Raw genomic sequence first — 20,737 nt, 5'->3', positions numbered from 1 at the left:
AAAGTTGCTTTAATGGATTCCATAATGACAGCATTTTCAAACTTTATTTCAAGCGCTAGTGATGTTTTATATACTTATATTTTAGTATTTGTATTGATAGCTTGCGGTTTGTATTTTACTTTTAGAACAGGATTTATTCAGCTTAAGTTTTTGCCTCAAGCTTTTATGATTTTGAGAGAAAAGAGTCAAAAAGAGCACATTTCACCTTTTGCCGCTTTGATGATTTCTACTGCCTCAAGAGTGGGTATAGGGAATATTGTTGGTGTAGCACTTGCTATTAGCACAGGAGGCGCAGGGGCGCTTTTTTGGATGTGGATTGTGGCGATATTTGGTGGAGCAAGTGCGTTTGTGGAAAGTACCTTGGCACAAGTTTATAAAAGAAGAGAGGGTGAGCATAACTATAAGGGTGGACCGGCTTATTATATTCATAGTGCATTAAAATCAAAAGCGTTTGGGGTTATATTTGCATTATCTTTGATTTTGTGTTTTACTTATGGTTTTAACGGTTTGCAATCTTACACTCTTACTTCAGCATTTGAATTTTATGTAGGCAAAGAGGCTTTTAATGAAGGTTATATTACGACTTTTGTTGGACTTATTTTAGCTCTTTTAACGGCAGTATTTTTCTTTAGTGGAGGAAAATTGACCGCTTTTATTTCTAAGCTTATTGTGCCTATTATGGCGTTTGGTTATTTGTTGGTAGCCATTGTTGTGATTGCGACAAATCTTGAAGCTCTGCCTAGAATTTTTACAGAAATAGCACAAAAAGCTTTTGACTTTGAAGCTATTTTCGGCGGTTTTGCAGGAAGCGCCATTGTAATAGGTATTAAAAGAGGATTATTTTCCAATGAAGCAGGTATGGGTTCAGCACCTAATGCTGCAGCTGCAGCTCACACAAGCCATCCAGCAAAACAAGGAATGGTGCAAACTCTATCAGTTTTTATCGATACACTCATCATTTGTTCAGCAACTGCTTTTATGGTACTTTGTTCGCAAGAAAATTTAGAGGGACTTCAGGGTATGCCACTAATACAAAAGGTAATGTATGGACATTTTGGAGAATTTGGCTTGCATTTCGTGAGTATTGCAGTTGTGCTTTTTGCTTTTACTTCTCTAATCGGAAATTATTTTTATTCAGAGATGAATTTTAAATTCATAACAGAAAGCAAAAAGGCTTTATATATTTTTCGTTTAAGTGCAGTGGTTATGATATTTATCGGTTCTCAGCTTAATTTGGAACTTGCGTGGAATTTTGCAGATGTGGTTATGGGGATTATGGCTCTTACTAATATCGTGGCGATTTTACTTTTGGGAAATATTGCTATTAAAGTGTTAAAAGATTATGAAAAGCAAAGAAAAGAAGGTAAAAATCCTATATTTAAAGCAAGTGATGTAGGAATTTTTGATACTGAGTGTTGGAAATAATGATTTAAGATCTCGTTTGAGATCTTTCCTAAAATTTTTTAATAAGGAAAATAAAATGCAAAAAATATTAAGAATTGATTTGGAAAAAAGAAAAGCTCTGCAAGATCTAAAAAATTTAGTTTTGTTAGGTTTTGGTAGCACAATGCTTTTAAATTTAAATAAAGAAAGCTTCTTAAGCAAGACAGAAAATTTAAGTGAAGGCAATATCTATCAAAAATATTTCACCATGCCTTTAAATGCTTTTTATGTTCCGGATAATCTTTTGCATTTGCTTGAAATTCCAAGACAGAATAATGAAAATTTTTATATTAATATACTTATCAATAGTGACACAAAATATCAAAATCCTTTAATGCAATACGCAATTGATAGAAAAAAAGAAGAAAATGTGGTTTATTCTTTAGAAAACAAAAAAATGATTAATACAACTTTTGATTCTTTAAATGCATTAAAAAACGCTTTGGCAAAAGAAAAAATTTATTTTAATTTTTTAGATTTAAATAGCAAGAATAGTCTTTTAAATTTTTATCAAATTTTATTACAAGATGAGAATTTAAAATGGTATTTTTATCTTAAGGATAATAAATTTTATATAGATGAAAAAGCGAGCAGTGCATTTAGAATGAATGGGGATTATTTGAGTTTAGAGCTTTATTTGAGGCTTTTAAATGAATTTAAATCTCTCAATAAATTTGAATTAATAAATATTTTAGAATCTCTAAGTGGGCATAATCTTAAATCTTTATATATGCCAAGAGAAAACGAACAAAATTATGCTTTAAGTAATGTAATAATGAATTTAAGAGTTAAATAGCTTAAATTTTAATATCCCAATAAAACTCGACCCATTCTTTTGCTTCTTTGATTTTAAAATCAGGTTGCAAAAGAGCACTTTTTTTATAAAAAATAGTAACAATTTTTAACTCAATATGTGGAAATTTTTCAAGCAAAACCCTTTTAATTTCCACTAAACTTTCTCCACTATCGACAATATCATCAATGAGCAAGATTTTTTTATATTGGCTAAGATCAGGGATATTAAAAATTTCAATAGTATCAAGCTTTTTTGTATCATCATAGTGGATGGAATTTAGAGCAAAAAGCTTGCGTGTGTTTAAAGCAACTGCTAAGGAGTGTCCTAAACTCATTCCACCTCTTGCTATGGCTAAAAGCACATCAGGATCAAAATCTTTTTTAATTTCCCTAGCTAAAGTTTTTACATCTTCTTTAAATTCATTATAAGAATAAAAAATCATTTTTCGTCCTTTCATTGTAAAGCAATGAGTAAAAAATTTCCCAAAGAGATTAAGCTCAAAACAATGATACCAAGATTGATTTTATCCCATTCTTGCTTAAAAATTCGCACACATAAATAAGAAAGAAAACCAAAAGCAAAACCTGTAGTGATTGAATAAGTAAAAGGCATCATAATGATGGTAAAAAAGCTAGCTACCGCAATAGCATTATCTTTAAAATCGATATTTTTTACTTCCATAAACATTAAAATTCCAACCATTACAAGCACTGGATAAATCGCATTTGCAGGAATGGCTTTAAAAAGTGGCAGTAAAAAAAGCGTAAAAGCAAAGCAAATAGCTACGACTAAAGCGGTAAGTCCGGTTCTGCCGCCACTTTCAACTCCTGTGGTGCTTTCAACAAAAGCAGTAACCGTTGAAGTACCAGTTAATGCACCCAAAGCCGAGCTTGTAGCATCTGCCATTAAGGTTTTGCCTAGTTTTTTCTCTCCATTTGTAGGATCATCAAAGATTTTACCTCTTTCGCCCACGCCCGTAATTGTGCCTATGCTATCAAAAAGCTGAGTGATGAAAAAAGTTAGGATAATAGGTATCATTGTGATATCTAAAGCACTTTTGATATCAAGCTGTAAAAAAATCACACCCAAGCCATTTTCTGCACTGAAATTTGGCAAAGAGATGAGCTTATCAGGAAAACTTGCATTATCAATCTCAAAAGTCCAAGCAATAATAGAACTTATCAAAACACCTAAAATAAACGCTCCGCGTAATTTTATAGCCCAAAAAAAGATGATTAAAATTAAGCTAAAAATTCCAAAAAGCACATGAGAACTTTTAAAATTTCCTATACTGACTAAAGTGTCTTTATTTGGTGCGATAATACCCATTTGACTTAAGCCCAAAAAGGCTATAAAGCAACCAATTCCCGCACAAATTGCTAAACGTAAATCTTTAGGGATATTGCGAATCACCCAAAGGCGAAAATGCGTAAAAGAAAGAAGAAGAAAAATCATACTTGAAATAAAAACCGCGCCTAAAGCACTTTGCCAAGCGATTTTTTGTCCTATGCAAACACTAAAGGTAAAATAAGCATTTAAACCCATTCCAACACTCATAGCTACTGGAGTATTGGCAAAAAAAGCATTAAAGGCACTTGCAATAATTGTAATTAAAGCGGTTGCGGTAATTAGTGCTTCTATAGGCATTCCTGTGTTGCTAACTATGCTTGAATTTACAGGAATGATATAAACCATAGCTAAAAAGGTTGTAAGTCCTGCGATGATTTCGGTGCGAAGATTGGTATTATTTTCTTTGAGTTTGAAAAAGTCCATTTTGTACCTTTTTTAGTAGATTTTCAACTCATTATAAAGACTGTCGCGCTCTACTGGGATTAAATTTGCAGTTTTTATCATATCAATGAAAGTTTTTAGGCTTGTGCCTTTAGCGGATTTTGCTCCACCAGCACTTTGTATGCTTTCTTTTTCTATGGTTCCATCTAAGTCATTGGCCCCAAATTCTTGTGCAACCATAGCTAAATTTAAAGTCATTGTCGCCCAATAAGCTTTGATATTTCTGATATTATCAAGTACTAAGCGAGAAATAGCAATGGTTTTTAGAATTTCTTCGCTATCTATAATTTTATCTGTTTGTATAAAGCTATTATCTCTTTGCCAAACTAAAGGAATGAAAGCATTAAAACCGTTTGTTTCATCTTGTAAAGAGCGAAGTCTTAATAAATGATCGATTCTGTGATGTCTTTCCTCAATATGTCCAAAAAGCATAGTAGCATTGCTTTGTCTACCTTTTTGGTGCCAAAGTTTGTGAATTTTTAGCCAATTTTCACTGCTGACTTTTCCATGGCAAATTTTCTTCCTGATTTCTTCATCAAAAATTTCAGCTCCACCACCAGGCATGGAATCTACTCCGTATTCTAGCATTTTTTCTATTACTTCTTCATAGCTCATTGCAAAACGACGATGTAAAAAGTCTATTTCTGCTGCGGTCATAGCTTTTACATGAATTTGTGGATATTTTTCTTTAATCATTTTAAAAATTTCTAAATACCACTGCCAACTTGTGTCTTTATTATGCGCTGAAACGATATGTACTTCTTTTGTACCGCGTGTGATGGTTTCATCAACGATTTTCATAATCTCTTCATGGCTCATCATATAAGGATTTGGATTTTTGCGGTGTGCAGAAAAAGCACAAAATTTACAAGTATCTGCACAAATATTTGTAGGATTGATATGGCGATTGATATTAAAATAGACTTTTTTTCCGTGAAGTTTTGTGCGTTTTTTTTGTGCAAATTTAGCTAAAGTAAAAAGATCTAAATCCCACAAAGCATTTGCTTCATCTTGATTTAATCTTTCTTCATTTTCTAGTTTTTGGAATAAATTTTTCATTGATTTCACTTTGAGTTGAATTTTTTAAACACACATTATAATTTTTGCTTACTGAAAAAGAGTTTATAGAAAAAGCCAAAATAAAAGATAATTTTGTTAAGATGTTTTAAAAATATTGGGTTAATGAAAAATGAAAAAAGACATAGAAAAAGTTAAATTAAAACTTAATGAATACTTTGAGCATAATTCTAAATATTTCACAAGGCAAGGTGCGTTTAGTTTGCATCATTCCAAGCAAATTGATGGTTTTATTAAGAAAATTTTTGAAATTGTGCTCCAAGATTGTTTTGAGGACTTTTTTCCTTCTATAGAAAATATCCCTTTTTGTATGATTGCGACAAGACAATATGCTAGGCATCAACTTTGTGCTTATGAAAGTGTTGATTTGCTTTTTGTTTATAAGGATATTAAAGCTTATGATATTAAGCCTATGATTAAAAATTTAATCGCTTTTTTAAATGATGTAAGACTTCCAATCAATTATCAAATTTGCGAACTTAATGGCTTAAGTAGCATTGCTAAAAATGAACTCAAACAAAAAATTTTACAACACAGATTTCTTTGCGGCTCTAAAAGACTTTTTAAAATAGCCAAACAAAAATTTGAAGAGGTTTTTAAAGAATACGAAGAAGAATTTGCAGAGTTTTTGTTTGCCAAATTTGAAAAAGACAATATACCTTTTATCAAACAAGAATTTGATATCAAAAAAGATTTTGGAGGGCTTTTAGAGTATGGAAATTTAGATCTTTTGCTTACTCTTTTTAAACATTCTTCTAAAAATTATGCTTTGGAATTTATAAGCGAAAAAGAATTAAGCGAATTAAGACTCGCGAGTGATTTTTTATTATCCTTGCAATCTGCGATGAACATTAATGCACAAAAAGATGTTAGTGTTTTAAGTTTAAATGACTTAAATGATATTTCACGACTTTTGCATAAAAAAGATAAAAAATACATTGATGCTAAAACCTCTCTTTTACAAAAAGCAATGCAAAGTATGCACACAACGGGAATTTATGTATATTATTTGCTTGCTTGTATGCAAAGAGATAAAAATTTTTACCAACGCTTTTTAGATAATGGAAGTTTGGTTTTTTATGAAGATAAAATTTATACAACAAAAAATTTTATTAAATTAAAAGATGCATTGAGAAATTTAAATTCTTTAGAAGATAAAGAATTGGAGTTTGATATCAGCGTGGTTTTTGCTTTAAAAAGATTAAAATTTAGCAAAATGGACTTAGAGCAGTCTTTTTTGGATTTTAGATCAATTTTTTATAGAAAGCACAGTTTTGGCATTTTAAAGCTTTTGCTTGATAGTGCTTTGCTTTATGATTTGTTTAAGCCTTTTATGATGATGCGTTTTATTTTAAATGATGAAGGTGTTTATAGTGTTGATGAGCAAGCTTTTTTGGCCTTGTATGAATTTGAAAAATTGCAAGATAATGAAATTTTGCAAAGTTTAAGTGCCGATGAAAAAATGATCTTAAAAATTGTGATTTTAATGAGCGCGCTAAGAGAAGAAAATGAAATTTCTTTAGGGAATATTTATAGGGCGTATTGTGCGAAATTAGAACTTAGCAACGAAATTTTAGAATTTGGTTTGAAGTTTTTAAAAAACTATAATGCCATGAAAGACATCATCGAAAAAGAAGATATTTATAATCCCATCATCGTTTGCACCTTGCTTTCAAAAATTGAAAATTTAAAAAATCTCGATCTGCTTGCCTTGTTGACCTTAAATGCTGCTAAGGCAAGTAATTGTGCGAGCCATTTTTTCATTAAAAGTTTAGATAAATTGGTTCTTAATGCAAAAACCGCATTTGAAGATGAGAATTTAATTGATGAAACCTCAAGGCGAGTAAAAAAAGAGCAAACCCTTAAAAGAAGTAAGATTTTTATGGATTTAAGTCCTAATATGCAAGATAAAATTGCGCATATAAAATCTAATTTATTTTTTATTAAAAATTCTTTTGAGGATATCGTTAAAATTGCCTTAATTGCCAATGAAAATTCAAGTAAATTTTGGTTTAATAATGAGAAAAATCTTATTTTTGAAATGACAGCAAATAAGGGTTTAAATTTAGAAAAGATTTTATCGGCTTTGGCAAATTTAAATTTGGTATTTATGAGTTTTTTTGAGCTTTTTGATGAAAAAATTTATTTAAAATTTGAATATAATAACATTATAAGCGATGAACAAAAGCAAAATTTGGCTTTTTTATTGGAAGCAAATTTGCATAAGAACGATAAAAATAAAGCCCTTGCAAAGCCAATCATTAAAAAAGAAGAGTTAAAATTTGATCTTGAGTATTCAAAAACCTATGCAAAATTAAGCATTAATGCTAAGGATCAGCAAGGCTTAATGGCGTATGTGATGAATGTTTTTAATGAATTTAAGCTCGATTTAAGTGCGGCAAAAATTCAAACTATTAGACAAAGAACGCGCAATATTTATATTTTTAGAAAGGATTCTAATCTAATAGAACAAAGGCAAAATATTTTAAAATCTTTAATAAGCGAGTAAAAAATGTGTGGAATAGTAGGATATATAGGAAAAAACGAAAAAAAACAAACCATTTTAAATGGACTTAAAGAGCTTGAATATCGTGGTTATGATAGCGCGGGATTAGCTGTGATGAAAGATGGAGATTTAAGTTTTTTTAAGGCAGTAGGAAAGCTTGAAAATTTGGCAAACAAATGTGCAAATTTCACAAGCGAAGGTTATGGTTTTGCTATAGGGCACACTAGATGGGCAACCCATGGAAAACCAACAGAAATTAACGCGCATCCGCATTTGGGCGAGTATTCTTGCGTGATTCATAATGGCATTATAGAAAATTATAAAGAGATTAAAGATAAATTAGAAAGTAAAGGCATTGGTTTTTTAAGTCAAACAGATACTGAAGTGATAGTTAGGCTTTTTGAATTTTACGCAGCGCAAATGGAAGTTTTCAAAGCTTGGGAAAATACCATTAAAGAACTTCGTGGAGCTTTTGCTACGCTTTTAATCACAAAAAAAGAGCCAAATCGTGTATTTTTTGCTAAAAATGCAGCCCCTTTAATCATAGGAAAAAATAGTCAAAATGAAGTTTATTTTTCTAGTGGCGATGCGCCTTTAATAGGACTTTGCGAAGAAGTGATTTATCTTGAAGATTTGAGTTTTGGATACGCTAATGAAAACGAGCTTATTATTTATGAAAATGATCAATTAAAACAAAATATTTTTACAAAACTTTCAGGTGATAAGGCTTATGCAAAAAAAGATGGTTTTCGCTTTTTTATGGAAAAAGAAATTTACGAGCAAAGTCGCGTGATGAGTGAAGTTTTAATGGGTAGAATTCAAGGCGAAGAAGTGATTTTTGATGAGCTTGAAAATGAAAATTTAAACAATGTGGATGAGATCACGCTTTGTGCTTGTGGGACAAGTTATCATGCGGCTATGGCAAGTGCTTATTTATTTGAAAGAATTGCAAAAGTTAAGGCTAAAGTAGAAATTGCTAGCGAATTTCGTTATCGAGAAGCCATTGTAAAGCCAAATTCTTTATTTATTGTAATTTCTCAAAGTGGCGAAACAGCTGATACTTTAGAGGCTTTAAAAATCGCAAAAGAACAGGGTGCAAAAACTTTTGCTATTTGTAATGTGGATAATTCTAATATCGTTCGTTTGGCGCACTTAAGTCTTTTAACGCGTGCAGGTATTGAAAAAGGTGTGGCATCAACTAAGGCTTTTGCAACACAGGTTTTAACCCTTTGGATGTTAGCCATTTTTATGGCACAAAAAAGGAATTTAAATGTTGTAAGTGAAATCAAAGCCCTTTTGCATACGCCAAATTGCGTGATTGTGAAACAAAATTTACATGAAAAAATTCATCGTTTATCCAAGCGTTATTTAGATGGACACGGCTTTTTCTTTATAGGAAGAGATGTTTTTTATCCTTTGGCTTTAGAGGGGGCTTTAAAACTTAAGGAATTATCTTACTTACATGCTGAAGGCTATCCGGCTGGAGAAATGAAGCATGGACCTATTGCTTTGGCTGATTCTAAGCTTTATACTATAGCTTTAATGCCAAAAAATATGCTTTATGAAAAAACCAAGTCAAATGTCGAAGAACTTATCGCAAGGGATTCTACTGTGCTTAGCATTTCGCCTTTGGAATTTGATTTGAGTGATGATTTTATCAAAACAAATGAGCAAAGCCACTATATGTGTGAATTTTTTGAAATGATGGTGATCACCCAACTTTTGGCTATGGAAATTTCCATAAGACTTGGCAATGATGTGGATATGCCAAGAAATTTAGCCAAAAGCGTAACGGTTGAATGATTTTCGTGCAGTTTTAGTTGCAAACTGCACAGCTTCTTTTAAATTTTAAATCAATTTTAATTTCTAAGCTAAATTTATGTTATTTTTTGTTTAAATACAAGGATATTTTTAGAAAGGTAAAGATATGGAATACAGAATCGAACACGACACTATGGGTGAGATCAAAGTCCCAAACGACAAGTATTGGGGAGCACAAACTGAGAGAAGTTTTGAAAATTTCAAAATTGGTTGTGAAAAAATGCCTAAGGTTTTAATTTATGCTTTTGCAAATCTCAAAAAATCTCTAGCTTTGGTAAATAACAAGCTTGGCAAACTTGATGATACTAAGAAAAACGCTATTGTGCAAGCTTGCGATGAGATAATCGCGGGTAAATTTGATGATAATTTCCCACTTGCGATTTGGCAAACAGGTTCGGGTACACAAAGTAATATGAATATGAATGAAGTGATTGCAAATCGTGCTACTGAAATTATGGGCGGGGATTTTCGTAAAGAAAAATTAGTGCATCCAAACGATCATGTAAATATGTCTCAAAGCTCAAACGATACTTTCCCAACTGCTATGAGCATAGTTGCGGTAGAGCAAGTAGAGAAAAAACTTATCCCAGCACTTGATGAATTAATCGCTACTTTTGAAAAAAAGGTAAAAGAATTCGAAGGCATTATAAAAATCGGTCGCACGCATTTACAAGATGCAACTCCGCTTACTTTAGCGCAAGAATTTAGCGGATATTTATCTATGCTTTTGCACTCAAAAGAGCAAATCATCGCTTCACTGCCAACTTTAAGAGAATTAGCGATTGGTGGGACAGCAGTAGGAACAGGACTTAATGCACATCCAGAATTAAGCGAGAAAGTAAGTGAAGAGCTTAGTAAACTTATTGGTACAAAATTTGTCTCAAGTCCAAATAAATTCCACGCTTTAACAAGTCATGATGCGATCAATTTTACCCATGGGGCAATGAAAGGCTTGGCTGCAAATTTAATGAAAATAGCAAATGATATCAGATGGCTTGCTTCAGGTCCTAGATGTGGTCTTGGTGAGCTTATTATCCCAGAAAATGAGCCAGGAAGTTCTATTATGCCAGGTAAGGTAAATCCTACTCAATGTGAAGCGATTACTATGGTTGCGGTGCAAGTAATGGGAAATGATGCAGCTATTGGCTTTGCTGCGAGTCAAGGAAATTTCGAGCTTAATGTATTTAAGCCAGTAATTATTTATAATTTCTTGCAAAGTCTTGATTTACTTGCTGATTCTATGCATTCATTTAATATCCATTGTGCCATAGGAATTGAACCAAACCGCGAAAAAATCGATCATAATTTGCACAATTCCTTAATGTTAGTAACTGCATTAAATCCGCATATTGGTTATGAAAATGCAGCAAAAGTAGCTAAAAATGCACATAAAAAAGGCATTTCATTAAAAGAAAGTGCTATGGAATTAGGACTTGTTAGTGAAGAAGACTTTAATAAATTCGTTGATCCTACTAAAATGATAGGTCCAAAAGCTTAATTTTTAATTTATTCTGCCAATCTAGCATAATAATACTAGAAAGGCAGGCAATGATAATTCGAGCTTTTAACAATCCTTTTGTAAATTTTAATATTAATATCAAAAAAGAAAATAACTCTTCTTTAAATTTAAATACTCCAAATACAAAATCATCTAATGTTGCAAATGATACTCAAACCTTGTTAGTGATAAACCGCAAGCAGTAAGCAAAATACTAGGCTATGGCGTAGATAAAGATGGTTTTTTTACAAGTGATTTTAATGAAGTTGCAGGATTACCTAAAGATTATAAGATTATCCTAAAAGTGTAGAAAGTTTTGTGAAATTTCAAGAGAGTGAAGAGCAGTTTTTGGCTATGTATAGCAAAATTGATATAGCACAAACATTTAAAATACTTATAAAGTTTTTTCACAACTTGTTCCACAAAATTCAAATTCTAGCTTTTCTGCACAAGATTTAGCAAATATCCCTTATGCTTTTACTGTGGATAAAAATTTAAATATAAACAAAACCTATACTTTTGAAGAATACAGCAAAAATTTTCTCACGATTAATCATAAAGGTAGTTTGACCTTTAATACTATGAAAAATCTTGGAATTGGCATCGGTGTTAAACTTATGCCGATTGATGCTGGTAGTATTTTTTATAATGATAGTGTCGCTTTTATTGATAAAAATGTGTATAAAAATTTAGATGGTAGTGTAGATAAAGGCGGAGTTTTAATGGCTTTTGTTAATAATACAAATTTTTTCAACCTCGTATGGAACTTTTTTAGTAAAAGGTGAAACGAATTTACTTGGAAAACTCATAAATATAGACGGAAATACAAATGAGGCAAAATTAAAAGAATTTCACAATTTTATAAATGCTAATAAAATTCAAATTGCTTTTAAAAGTGGTTCGGGAGATGATATTTGGGATATTATTAGTGAAAAACTATCAATGAAACTTTTTATAAAAAGAAGTCAAGATATAGGAAATAGTACTTTGACTATACAAGCTATGAATTTAGATAAAGAATATCAAGAAATGATTAACTCTAATATGAGTTTAGAAGAATTTAAAACTAAATATCTTGATTTTAAACAAAGGCACGATGAATTTGTAAAATCACTAAAAGAAGCAGAAAAGGCAAAAGGTATAGATTATGATAAATATCCTACTGGAAAGCCTAATGATGATACAAAAGCAATTGAAGAAGCACAAAAAAAGAGAAAACCTATACAAGCGCAAAGTTCAAGCGAAACTTACAAAGATGATAATAAAATGAATGAGCTTTTAAAAAAGCTACTAGAAACTAAATTTGGCACAAGCGATGAGCTAGAAATTCTTTTTGGCGAAAATTTTAAAAGTAAATTTGGCGATGATGACGCAGGGGAATTTAATAAAATTCTTTCTTTAAATTCTGTACCAAAAAGCATAGATATTAAGGCTTAAATTGTTTTTATAATGATTTGGATATTTTCTTTATGTAAGATTTAGCCTATACAATTTAAAAACAACTAAAATATTTTTAGGTTTCCATTGCTCTTGGTAAGAATAACAATATTTCATTCCTATTTTTTGCATGATTTTCCCGCTGCTTGGATTATTTTCATCGTGTGTTGCTGTGATGTAGGGAATATTTTCGTTTTTTAAAAATTTTAAAAGCATTTGGCTTGCTTGTGTGGCAATGCCTTGATTCCAAAATTTTTCACAGAGTGCGTAGCCAAGTTCATAGCCATCATTTGTATCTATATTGATATAACCTATAGGATAATTATCGCTTTTTAAGCAAATGGCAAAAAAATATTTTTGATTTTTTATTTTTTGTTTGTAAAATCTTTTTGCTTCAGTTATATTTTTTAAGGCAAACCATGGTAAAAAGGTATTTACTTTTTCATCTTTTAGCAAAAAATACAAAGCTTTTATATCATTTTCATTAAAATATCTAAGTATCAATCTTTCATTTTCTAGTTTAAAATCTATTTTTTCTTTCAATCAAAGTCCTAGCTTTGCGAATTTTGCTGATAGGTTTTGGCTATGAAACTTTTAAATTCTTGTTCATTATTTTCTGTGTTATTTTTGGAATTTGTAGAGTCTTTGGAGTTTTCTTTGTCTTTTGTTTCTTCTGTTTTTTCCTTATCTTTTTGTGCTTCCTCAGCCTTTATTTTCATAGCTTCAGCTCTTGCTTCAAATTCCATTTTAACAGCATTTGCAGCGACTTTATAATCTTGTGGACTAGGATCGGCTGGTGCCATTGCGGCGGCTATGATTTGACGTGCGTTGGCTATGGTTTCTTCGGGTGTCCTTCCTTTTTGCATTTTTATAGGCACTTCGCCCGCTACAGCATACATTTGATTATCAGGACCTCTGGTGTATGTAAAACTTGCAGCACCTGCTAAGCCTCCACCTGCAGCTTGGTGTGCTGCTTCGTGGGCTTTTACATTTCTATCAATGCTTTGAAGTTCGCGAAGTTGTTGTAGTTGCTTTGCATCAAGCTCAACTCCATTTACATTTTGGGTTTGTTTGTTTTCTTTATTTTCTTTTTCATCGGTATTAGAAATTGAAGAATTTTGGGTTAGGGAATTTGAATTTTTTATTTCTTTAGAAGAGTTTTTAGAATAATCATAAAAATTACTATTAGCATTAATTTGCATTTTACCCTCCTAAAAATTTTTATTTTTATTCTACTTATTTTGACTAAAGAATGGATAAATTTTGTAAAATATTTAAAAATATTTTCAAGGAAAAAAATGTTTTACGAAAATGATTTAATTTATATGGAAAAAGAAGAGTCGCAAGTGCCTTGGATTAAGATTTTTACTAAAGAAATTTATAAAGAATTTAGTGATTGTCCTAGTAATTTGCAAAAAGAGCTTTTTGATAAAATTTTACTTTGCGAAAAGGCTATGATAGAGTTTTATAAACCTGAAAAAATTAATATAGCTTCTTTTGCAAACTATGTTCCAAGAGTGCATTTTCATATTATGGCACGTTTTAGAGATGATGCGTTTTTTCCTGAGTGTATGTGGGGAAAGCAACAAAGAGAAGTTAAGGATTTAAAATTGCCAAGTTTTGATGATTTTGTTTCTTTTTTGAAAATGAAAATTGATTAATTTAAGAATTATTTTCATTATTATGTTTTTGTTATTTTTTGTTTGTTAAATTTACACTTTCAATTAAAATTTTATAAGGAGAAAAGATGAAAAAAATTCTTTTAAGTTCGCTTGTAGCGGTTTCTTTGCTTAGTTCTGGATTATTGGCTAAAGAATACACTTTAGACAAAACCCACACTGATGTTGGCTTTAAAATTAAACATTTGCAAATTAGCAATGTAAAAGGAAATTTTAAAGATTATGATGCTGTGATTGATTATGATCCTGCGACAAGTGAATTTAAAAAACTTGAAGCAACTATTAAAGTAGCATCTGTTGATACGGATAATAAAACAAGGGATAATCACCTCCAGCAAAATGATTTTTTCAAAGCAAAGCAATATCCTGATATGACTTTTGTGATGAAAAAATATGAAAAAACAAGCAATGATGAAGGTAAAATGAGCGGAACTTTAACCATAGCTGGTGTTTCAAAAGATATAGTTTTAGATACTGAAATCGGTGGCGTAGCTAAAGGTCCAAATGGCAAAGAAAAGGTAGGATTTTCTTTAAGTGGAGAAATCAAAAGATCAGATTTTAAATTCTCTCCAAGTACTCCAACTTTAACTTTAGGCGATGAAATCAAGCTTACTATCGAAGTTGAAGCTAATGAAAAATGATCAAAGCTCCTTTTTTGGAGCTTAATTTTCTTTCAAACTTTCTTCTAAAGACTTTTCGTATTTTGTTACACTAATGTGAATGTTAAAATTTTCACTTTTACTCAGGCTAGAATTTAAAAGCGTGTTTTTGATTTTTTCTAATTTTTCTGAGTCTTTTTCATTTTTTAAGATGCAAATAAATTGATTTTGATGAAAAAAAACTTTTGTTTTTAGTGAGGTTTGGATAAATTTAGCCATTTTTTTCAAAAAAGATGAGGATAAATTTTCAAAATGCAAAATACCTAAAAACATCCCTTCTTTACCCAAACAAAAGCGTTTTAGTGCTTTGTAATTTTTTAGTCCCACGCTAGAATCATAAAAGGCATTTTTATAAGTTTTAAAGCCAAGATAAAATACAAAAATCAAAGATGAAAATTCAAAATACGAAGCTTGTAAGCTTGGAATAAATAAAAATTGAATGTAAGAAGCGATAAAAGCGGCGAGCAAATACCATTCTTTTGTTCTTAAATTTAAAAATAACAAAAATAAAATTTCAGCCAAAAAACATAAAAAACTAATGGTGCTAATAGGATGAAAAATTCCAAGTTCAAAGCTACTTAAAGAGCCATTAAAAACTGTGCTTTTGCTTAGAAAAAATGACAAAAATAAAGTAAAAAGTAAAATGAAAATTTTATTTAAATTGATTTTATCGAAAACTAAAATTCCATTTTGAGTGATGATAAAGAGTAAAAATACAAAAGGCAAAAACAAAGAAACAAACAAATGTGCTTGATAAATACAACTATAAAGATAAACGAGTCTAAAGCTTAGCAAAGCTAGAGCGAGAAAGAAAATTTTTGTATTTTTAAGGTAAAAAGATAAAAAAAGAGCCAAAATTTCAAACACAAAACTAAAAACACTTAAAGATTGCAAAAAAAACATTAAATAAGCCTTTGATAAAGTTATGGTAGAAATTTTATAGAAAAAAGCTTAAAAATGGTTTTATTTGAATTTATTAATTTCGTCTTGTATATTTTGTTTTATTTTAAGCAGTTCTTCATAATTTTGCCTACTATTTTCTAAAAGTTCGTCAAATTTAAAGCCAAGCATAACGATGCGGTATAAATTAGGTTTGTATTTTCTCCAATTATACAAAGTGCTAACATCAATATCTAATTCATATGCCATATCGCGTTTGCTCTTTTTTGCCATTTTTTACCTTAAAAATTTAGCTTTTGGTTGAGATTTTACATTAAAAATTCTTTATTAAAAACACTTGAAATATTCAATTTTTTATTTTAAAAACCTTTAATATTTCAATATTAATTAAGTTATAGTGTGGAATAATCTTATTTTTAAATTTCTATATTTAAGGAGAATTAATGGAAGGTGTAAGTGGCGGTTCTATTTTTGTAACAATGCTACTATTTGTATTGTATATGTTACCCGCTATCATAGGCTTAAGTAGAAAACATTCTAATTGGTTGATAATTTCTTTATTGAATTTATTTTTTGGCTGGACTCTTATTGTGTGGATTGTATGCTTAATATGGTCTTTTACTGGAAGTTTCAAACAAACTATTATTGTTAAAGAAAAAGATGAAAAATAAGGAGAAAAAATGAAAAAATTTTTAAGTGCTTGTAGTTTAATTGCGATTTTATTAAGTGGTTGCGGAAGTGATTTTCCTGGACAACCAAGCGATGTGGTTAGAGTTCAACAAAACAAATATTCAACAACTGGAAATTTGAAGGAAGAAATTCCTTACAATAAAGAGTCAAGGATACATGGAGTAAAAAGAACTTTTTACGATAATGGTCAGCTAAAAACTGAAGAGAATTATAAAAATGGAAAAAAAGATGGTGTGAGTAGAGAATATTCTAAAAATGGGCAACTTATCGCAGAAGCTAATTTTAAAGACAACCATTATTATGGTGATCTGATAGTATATTACGACAATGGAAATATAAGATTTAAGGGGAAAAAGATTAATGATGATGATTTTGAAGGTAACTATAAAGAATATTCCATAAATGGCACTTTAATTGCTGAATATAATTTTGATAATAAGGGTAAAATGGATGGAGTGCAAAAAGAATACAATGAAGATGGTTCATTAGAGACTGAAGAAAATTATAAAAATGGAATTAAAAATGGAATTTTTAGATACTATAAAAATGGTGAAATTATTAAAGAAGAAGAGTTTAAAAATGGTATTTTGGTTTCAAAACCTAAAAGTTAAAGGAGTAAATATGTTAAAAAAAGTAATTTTGTTTTTATTTATGGGATTTATATGTCTTCAAGCTAATCCATTGGAACAATGTAATAATCATGAAGTTATTTCAAATCTTAAAGAAAAAATTCCTAGTGAAATTTTTAAAAATATGTATGAATTATCAGGATTTAAGGCTCAAGGGATTGATTATGAATCTTATGAAAAAAGCATGAAAGAAATGGCTAAACATTATGGAAAAATAAATTACACTGATATGATTGAAATTAACTCCATTTCAAATTTTGATCTTAATTCCGATTCTTGCATGGCTATGGTAAATGCTACTTTAAAAGGAGAAAATAGGAAAGGTCTTTGGAGTGTTGCTTATAAAGTTTCTAGTGCAAATAAAACAGAAATTTCAGATCTAGCTTATGTTAATGGAGATTTTGAATAAGGCTTATAAAATTAAGCAATGAGAAATCATTGCTTAATTAAATTTTTACTACTAAATTAATTTCAAGTCTTTTTTGCTACAATACCTTAAAAAATTTAAGGAAAATTATGGTTGAAGTTAAAAACCTTACTATGCGTTTTGCAAATCAGCTTTTATTTGAAAATGTAAATTTAAAGCTTGTTCGTGGTCAAAGATACGGACTAATTGGCGCTAATGGTGCGGGAAAATCTACTTTTTTAAAAATTCTTTCAGGTGAGTTAGAGTCAAGTAGTGGAGAAGTTGTATTTGATGAGGGTTTAAAAATTGCAGTTTTGGGCCAAGATCAATTCGCTTTTGAAAACTACACCATTAAAGATGCGGTAATGTGTGCGAACAAGCGATTATACGATGCTTTGAAAGAAAAAGAAAAGCTTTATATGAGCGAAGAATTTACTGATGAAATCAACGAGCGCTTAGGCGAACTTGAAATGATAACGGCTGAAGAAGATCCAAATTACGACTGTGAAACGCGTTGCGAGAAAATTTTAAGCTCTTTAAAAATCAAAGATTTTAATGCTTTAATGAGTACCTTACAAAGTGCGGATAAATTTAAAGTTTTACTCGCACAAGTTTTGTTTTTAGGTGCTGATGTGCTTTTTTTAGATGAGCCTACAAATAACCTTGATTTAGAAGCGATTTCTTGGCTTGAAAACGAGCTTTTAAGACATGAGGGAACTTTGGTTGTCATTTCTCACGATAGGCATTTTTTAAACAAAATTTGCACAAGAATTTTAGATGTGGATTTTAAACAAATTCGTGATTTTGCTGGAAATTACGATGATTGGTATATGGCTTCGACACTTTTGGCAAAACAAGCCGAGCTTAAACGCGATAAAACCTTAAAAGAAAGAGAAGAATTAGAAAATTTCATCCGCCGTTTTAGCGCTAATGCTTCTAAGGCAAAGCAAGCTACAAGCCGCGCAAAAGCTTTGGAAAAATTAGAGCTTGAAGAGATTAAAATTTCAAGCCGTAGAGATCCGAGTATTGTTTTTAGGACAAATCGCGAGATAGGCAATGAAGTTCTAGAACTTAAAGGCATTAGTAAAGCTTATGATAAAGAATTGTTTTCAAATTTGGAATTAAAAATCGAAAAAAACGACAAAATCGCCCTAATCGGCGCTAATGGTGTGGGTAAATCAAGCTTAGCTAAGATTATAGCAAGTGCTATTGCTCCAGATAGCGGAGTGTTACATTTAGGAGCAACCATAGAGCTTGGATATTTTCCTCAAGATACGAGTAATTTAATATGTGAAAATTTGAAACTTTATGAATGGCTTATGAGTGAAAAATTCAAAGACTTAGACGAAATACGAAAGTGTTTAGGTAGAATGCTTTTTAGTGGTAGTGATCAAGAAAAAATGGCAGCGAGTTTAAGCGGGGGAGAAAAACATCGTTTGATGTTGTCTAAACTTATGCTGGAACGCCCAAATTTTCTGCTTTTAGATGAGCCTGATAATCATCTAGATCTTGAAAGCATTATCGCACTTGGCGAGGCTTTGTATAATTTTAAAGGTGTAGTACTTTGCATCAGCCATGATAGAGAGCTAGTTTCTGCCTTTGCTAATCGTATTTGGCATTTAGAAAATGGAAAACTCACGGATTTTCGTGGGACTTATCAAGAATTTTTAGGAGAAAATGATGGCTAAATTTAGGGTTCAATACAGTGCAGGCTTTGGGCATTTTACTCAAAATCACAAGGGTTTTGGGCCAACTATTTATATAGAAGAAATTGTTGAATTTGACAATGGAAAAGATTATTTTGACTATATGGATTTTTATAAGGCTTATTCAAAGGAAGATGATACTTATTTTCACATTAGTTTTTTAGAAGATAGGCCTTTGAGTGATAAAGAGATTACTATTCGTAACGAATACCGCAAGCTTAGGGATATTAAATGTAAGCATGCAAAAGAAGAATTTATCCGCAATAACGAACTTGATATGGAGCATTTATCTACCAACGGAGACTAATGCAAAACTAAACTTTTCGGAATGAAATTTGCTTGTTTTTTGAGCATATTTTGAAAAGGAGAGATTTATGCAAGTAACTTACAAAACCATCAGCTCTTATGAATATGATGTGCAAAGTGGGATTTTTAAGAAGGTGGATAAGGAAGTGGAAGATGCTTCTGGTTCTAAACAAAGTTTTATGGATATGGTTTTAGCAAATCAAGAAAATGAAAACGATGTTTTCAAAGAAAGTTTTGTTAGTAGCAATCAAAATTCCTTTAACACAGATAGTGCGTATGCAAGTAAAGCTAATCTTTACGCATATAAATTCAAACAAGATCAAGGCATTCAAAGTGAAGAAGCTAATGCTCAAACTTCAAGTAAGCAGCCATCCGTGCTAAATAGCATTTTGAATGCTTTGTGAGTTTCCCTCCTTTTTGGAGGGTTTTAGTTTAAAATTAGTTTAAAAATTGCAAATTTAGAGGCGAAAAATTTTTACAAAAATCTTGCAGTTTTTTCTTTTCTTCTTCGTTTAGGCTGATATTTAAAATGATTTTATCTTCTTTAAATTCCTTATAAAATTCAAAAGAATTTTTGTTTAAAAAATGTTCTATTTTTCCTAAATTTGCAAAATCCACACAAATTTTTTGCTCACTTTTAAATTCAAAAGTAATTAAATTGGCACAGCTTATAGCAGCATTTGCTGCGTCGCTATAAGCTCTTACAAGTCCGCCTGTGCCAAGTTTTATCCCACCAAAATATCGCACTGTGACTATAGCCACATTAACTAAATCATATCCTCTTAAAACATTTAAAGTCGGCATTCCTGAAGTGCCTTTTGGCTCTCCATCATCACTTTTATCTTCTATGATTTGATTTAAGTCATTCAAAGCGCGGTAAGCATAGACAAAATGCACGGCTTTTGGGTGTTCTTGTTTGAGATTTGTGATTAAAATTTTAAATTCTTTAAAAGGACAAAGGAAGGATAAAAAAGTAGATTTTTTAATTTCGATTTGTGTTTTGTAAATTTTATCAACACTTTGCATTTTTGCCTTTTTGGATATAATTTTCAAAATTATACAAGGTTTTATATGCTAAAACAAATTTTTTCTTATTTTAAAAAACAAAATTATGTTTTTATAGAAGCAAATTCTTTTCAAAAATTTTGTGTATTTGGTGTTTGATACTTGCTTTGATTGCTGGTATAACTTCTATTAATAAATTTCATTGGCAAGATGAAGAAATTCAGGCAAAAATGTTAGCGTATATAAAAAAATTAGGACAAAAAGATGAGTTGAGATATGAAAAATTGCTTCAAAACATGAGCCAAGCAGATGAAAAAGATTTGCTTGAAGGCAAATACAATAGTAAATTTTTAACTTTAAAAGATTAAATAGAGATTATTGCGCATTT

25 protein-coding genes are annotated in these 20,737 nt (G+C 30.6%); 17 read left to right on the top strand and 8 right to left on the bottom strand.

Annotated features, from left to right (window positions below):
* Positions 1-12 precede the first annotated feature (12 nt).
* A complete protein-coding gene (locus tag AAH949_RS07405; RefSeq protein WP_134239299.1) occupies positions 13-1,425 on the top strand; it encodes an alanine/glycine:cation symporter family protein in 1,413 nt (470 codons plus the stop codon).
* A 55-nt stretch (positions 1,426-1,480) separates the two neighbouring features.
* A complete protein-coding gene (locus AAH949_RS07400; protein WP_134239297.1) occupies positions 1,481-2,239 on the top strand; it encodes a hypothetical protein in 759 nt (252 codons plus the stop codon).
* A 1-nt stretch (position 2,240) separates the two neighbouring features.
* Here AAH949_RS07400 and AAH949_RS07395 read toward each other — a convergent pair whose 3' ends face one another.
* From AAH949_RS07395 to mqnE, 3 genes are read right to left on the bottom strand one after another with little or no spacing between them, the layout of a single operon-like run.
* Entirely contained in the window at positions 2,241-2,681 is a 441-nt protein-coding gene (locus AAH949_RS07395) for a phosphoribosyltransferase family protein (protein WP_348518374.1), read from the bottom strand.
* A gap of 11 nt (positions 2,682-2,692) precedes the next feature.
* On the bottom strand, positions 2,693-4,012 hold the full coding sequence (locus tag AAH949_RS07390; protein WP_348518373.1) for an NCS2 family permease: 1,320 nt from the start codon (positions 4,010-4,012) through the stop codon (positions 2,693-2,695).
* 12 nt (positions 4,013-4,024) lie between these two features.
* Positions 4,025-5,089, bottom strand: a complete 1,065-nt coding sequence (gene mqnE / locus AAH949_RS07385) for an aminofutalosine synthase MqnE (protein WP_348518372.1) — start codon at positions 5,087-5,089, stop codon at positions 4,025-4,027.
* Positions 5,090-5,219: 130 nt separating this feature from the next.
* On the opposite strand from mqnE, the gene AAH949_RS07380 reads away from it, so the two are divergent.
* The 6 genes from AAH949_RS07380 to AAH949_RS07355 all read left to right on the top strand — a co-directional run bounded on the left by AAH949_RS07380 (position 5,220) and on the right by AAH949_RS07355 (position 12,369).
* Positions 5,220-7,616 carry a nucleotidyltransferase gene (locus AAH949_RS07380; protein WP_348518371.1) on the top strand — a complete coding sequence of 799 codons (2,397 nt, stop codon included), beginning with the start codon at positions 5,220-5,222 and terminating at the stop codon, positions 7,614-7,616.
* Positions 7,617-7,619: 3 nt separating this feature from the next.
* On the top strand, positions 7,620-9,416 hold the full coding sequence (gene glmS / locus AAH949_RS07375; protein ID WP_134239289.1) for a glutamine--fructose-6-phosphate transaminase (isomerizing): 1,797 nt from the start codon (positions 7,620-7,622) through the stop codon (positions 9,414-9,416).
* A gap of 124 nt (positions 9,417-9,540) precedes the next feature.
* A complete protein-coding gene (gene fumC, locus AAH949_RS07370) occupies positions 9,541-10,932 on the top strand; it encodes a class II fumarate hydratase (protein ID WP_348518370.1) in 1,392 nt (463 codons plus the stop codon).
* Positions 10,933-10,982: 50 nt separating this feature from the next.
* Complete coding sequence (locus tag AAH949_RS07365) at positions 10,983-11,138, top strand: hypothetical protein (protein ID WP_348518369.1); 156 nt, start codon at positions 10,983-10,985, stop codon at positions 11,136-11,138.
* Between the two features lie 276 nt (positions 11,139-11,414).
* A complete protein-coding gene (locus AAH949_RS07360) occupies positions 11,415-11,717 on the top strand; it encodes a hypothetical protein (protein WP_348518368.1) in 303 nt (100 codons plus the stop codon).
* Positions 11,662-12,369, top strand: a complete 708-nt coding sequence (locus tag AAH949_RS07355; RefSeq protein ID WP_348518367.1) for a hypothetical protein — start codon at positions 11,662-11,664, stop codon at positions 12,367-12,369. The genes AAH949_RS07360 and AAH949_RS07355 overlap by 56 nt, the downstream gene beginning before the upstream one ends.
* A 30-nt stretch (positions 12,370-12,399) precedes the next feature.
* Here AAH949_RS07355 and AAH949_RS07350 read toward each other — a convergent pair whose 3' ends face one another.
* Positions 12,400-12,912 (bottom strand): GNAT family N-acetyltransferase, encoded by a 513-nt coding sequence (locus AAH949_RS07350; protein ID WP_348518366.1) that lies wholly within the window; start codon positions 12,910-12,912, stop codon positions 12,400-12,402.
* A gap of 8 nt (positions 12,913-12,920) precedes the next feature.
* Entirely contained in the window at positions 12,921-13,571 is a 651-nt protein-coding gene (locus AAH949_RS07345; RefSeq protein ID WP_134239284.1) for a putative metalloprotease CJM1_0395 family protein, read from the bottom strand.
* Between the two features lie 96 nt (positions 13,572-13,667).
* On the opposite strand from AAH949_RS07345, the gene AAH949_RS07340 reads away from it, so the two are divergent.
* Positions 13,668-14,030: an HIT family protein gene (locus AAH949_RS07340; protein WP_348518365.1), complete on the top strand. Its 363-nt coding sequence runs from the start codon at positions 13,668-13,670 to the stop codon at positions 14,028-14,030.
* Positions 14,031-14,116: 86 nt separating this feature from the next.
* Complete coding sequence (locus AAH949_RS07335) at positions 14,117-14,689, top strand: YceI family protein (protein WP_134239280.1); 573 nt, start codon at positions 14,117-14,119, stop codon at positions 14,687-14,689.
* A gap of 21 nt (positions 14,690-14,710) precedes the next feature.
* Here AAH949_RS07335 and AAH949_RS07330 read toward each other — a convergent pair whose 3' ends face one another.
* Positions 14,711-15,610 carry a hypothetical protein gene (locus tag AAH949_RS07330; RefSeq protein WP_348518364.1) on the bottom strand — a complete coding sequence of 300 codons (900 nt, stop codon included), beginning with the start codon at positions 15,608-15,610 and terminating at the stop codon, positions 14,711-14,713.
* Between the two features lie 60 nt (positions 15,611-15,670).
* On the bottom strand, positions 15,671-15,880 hold the full coding sequence (locus tag AAH949_RS07325; protein ID WP_348518363.1) for a transcriptional regulator: 210 nt from the start codon (positions 15,878-15,880) through the stop codon (positions 15,671-15,673).
* 170 nt (positions 15,881-16,050) lie between these two features.
* On the opposite strand from AAH949_RS07325, the gene AAH949_RS07320 reads away from it, so the two are divergent.
* The 6 genes from AAH949_RS07320 to AAH949_RS07295 all read left to right on the top strand — a co-directional run bounded on the left by AAH949_RS07320 (position 16,051) and on the right by AAH949_RS07295 (position 19,748).
* Entirely contained in the window at positions 16,051-16,278 is a 228-nt protein-coding gene (locus AAH949_RS07320; protein WP_348518362.1) for a superinfection immunity protein, read from the top strand.
* 9 nt (positions 16,279-16,287) lie between these two features.
* Positions 16,288-16,908 (top strand): toxin-antitoxin system YwqK family antitoxin, encoded by a 621-nt coding sequence (locus AAH949_RS07315; protein ID WP_348518361.1) that lies wholly within the window; start codon positions 16,288-16,290, stop codon positions 16,906-16,908.
* A gap of 10 nt (positions 16,909-16,918) precedes the next feature.
* Entirely contained in the window at positions 16,919-17,335 is a 417-nt protein-coding gene (locus tag AAH949_RS07310; RefSeq protein WP_348518360.1) for a hypothetical protein, read from the top strand.
* A gap of 107 nt (positions 17,336-17,442) precedes the next feature.
* Positions 17,443-19,020, top strand: coding sequence for an ABC-F family ATP-binding cassette domain-containing protein (locus tag AAH949_RS07305; RefSeq protein ID WP_348518359.1), 1,578 nt, complete (start codon positions 17,443-17,445; stop codon positions 19,018-19,020).
* A complete protein-coding gene (locus AAH949_RS07300; RefSeq protein WP_134239269.1) occupies positions 19,010-19,345 on the top strand; it encodes a hypothetical protein in 336 nt (111 codons plus the stop codon). Before AAH949_RS07305 ends, AAH949_RS07300 begins: the two co-directional genes overlap by 11 nt.
* 67 nt (positions 19,346-19,412) lie before the next feature.
* Complete coding sequence (locus AAH949_RS07295) at positions 19,413-19,748, top strand: hypothetical protein (protein ID WP_348518358.1); 336 nt, start codon at positions 19,413-19,415, stop codon at positions 19,746-19,748.
* A 34-nt stretch (positions 19,749-19,782) separates the two neighbouring features.
* Here the strand turns inward: AAH949_RS07295 and AAH949_RS07290 are convergent, their stop codons facing one another.
* The gene (locus AAH949_RS07290; RefSeq protein ID WP_134239266.1) at positions 19,783-20,370 is read right to left on the bottom strand and encodes a YigZ family protein; all 588 of its coding nucleotides are present in this window, start codon (positions 20,368-20,370) and stop codon (positions 19,783-19,785) included.
* A gap of 146 nt (positions 20,371-20,516) precedes the next feature.
* Between AAH949_RS07290 and AAH949_RS07285 the strand changes: the two genes are divergently transcribed.
* On the top strand, positions 20,517-20,717 hold the full coding sequence (locus tag AAH949_RS07285; protein WP_348518357.1) for a hypothetical protein: 201 nt from the start codon (positions 20,517-20,519) through the stop codon (positions 20,715-20,717).
* The last annotated feature ends 20 nt before the right edge of the window (positions 20,718-20,737 follow it).

The organism is Campylobacter sp. CCS1377 (genome assembly GCF_040008265.1).
Taxonomy (GTDB): Bacteria; Campylobacterota; Campylobacteria; order Campylobacterales; family Campylobacteraceae; genus Campylobacter_D.
Note: the sequence above shows the minus strand (reverse complement) of the source record. Positions and strands in the feature narration are given on the sequence as shown.

Bases quoted from the DNA above. Each gene is read 5' to 3' on its own strand.
- AAH949_RS07340 (WP_348518365.1), top strand. From the start codon at position 13,668: ATGTTTTACGAAAATGATTTAATTTATATGGAAAAAGAAGAGTCGCAA.
- AAH949_RS07295 (WP_348518358.1), top strand. From the start codon at position 19,413: ATGCAAGTAACTTACAAAACCATCAGCTCTTATGAATATGATGTGCAA.
- AAH949_RS07290 (WP_134239266.1), bottom strand. From the start codon at position 20,370: ATGCAAAGTGTTGATAAAATTTACAAAACACAAATCGAAATTAAAAAA.
- mqnE (WP_348518372.1), bottom strand. From the start codon at position 5,089: ATGAAAAATTTATTCCAAAAACTAGAAAATGAAGAAAGATTAAATCAA.
- glmS (WP_134239289.1), top strand. From the start codon at position 7,620: ATGTGTGGAATAGTAGGATATATAGGAAAAAACGAAAAAAAACAAACC.
- AAH949_RS07380 (WP_348518371.1), top strand. From the start codon at position 5,220: ATGAAAAAAGACATAGAAAAAGTTAAATTAAAACTTAATGAATACTTT.
- AAH949_RS07330 (WP_348518364.1), bottom strand. From the start codon at position 15,610: ATGTTTTTTTTGCAATCTTTAAGTGTTTTTAGTTTTGTGTTTGAAATT.
- AAH949_RS07305 (WP_348518359.1), top strand. From the start codon at position 17,443: ATGGTTGAAGTTAAAAACCTTACTATGCGTTTTGCAAATCAGCTTTTA.
- AAH949_RS07365 (WP_348518369.1), top strand. From the start codon at position 10,983: ATGATAATTCGAGCTTTTAACAATCCTTTTGTAAATTTTAATATTAAT.
- AAH949_RS07300 (WP_134239269.1), top strand. From the start codon at position 19,010: ATGATGGCTAAATTTAGGGTTCAATACAGTGCAGGCTTTGGGCATTTT.
- AAH949_RS07315 (WP_348518361.1), top strand. From the start codon at position 16,288: ATGAAAAAATTTTTAAGTGCTTGTAGTTTAATTGCGATTTTATTAAGT.
- AAH949_RS07395 (WP_348518374.1), bottom strand. From the start codon at position 2,681: ATGATTTTTTATTCTTATAATGAATTTAAAGAAGATGTAAAAACTTTA.
- AAH949_RS07335 (WP_134239280.1), top strand. From the start codon at position 14,117: ATGAAAAAAATTCTTTTAAGTTCGCTTGTAGCGGTTTCTTTGCTTAGT.
- AAH949_RS07345 (WP_134239284.1), bottom strand. From the start codon at position 13,571: ATGCAAATTAATGCTAATAGTAATTTTTATGATTATTCTAAAAACTCT.
- AAH949_RS07400 (WP_134239297.1), top strand. From the start codon at position 1,481: ATGCAAAAAATATTAAGAATTGATTTGGAAAAAAGAAAAGCTCTGCAA.
- fumC (WP_348518370.1), top strand. From the start codon at position 9,541: ATGGAATACAGAATCGAACACGACACTATGGGTGAGATCAAAGTCCCA.
- AAH949_RS07310 (WP_348518360.1), top strand. From the start codon at position 16,919: ATGTTAAAAAAAGTAATTTTGTTTTTATTTATGGGATTTATATGTCTT.
- AAH949_RS07320 (WP_348518362.1), top strand. From the start codon at position 16,051: ATGGAAGGTGTAAGTGGCGGTTCTATTTTTGTAACAATGCTACTATTT.
- AAH949_RS07390 (WP_348518373.1), bottom strand. From the start codon at position 4,012: ATGGACTTTTTCAAACTCAAAGAAAATAATACCAATCTTCGCACCGAA.
- AAH949_RS07405 (WP_134239299.1), top strand. From the start codon at position 13: ATGGATTCCATAATGACAGCATTTTCAAACTTTATTTCAAGCGCTAGT.
- AAH949_RS07325 (WP_348518363.1), bottom strand. From the start codon at position 15,880: ATGGCAAAAAAGAGCAAACGCGATATGGCATATGAATTAGATATTGAT.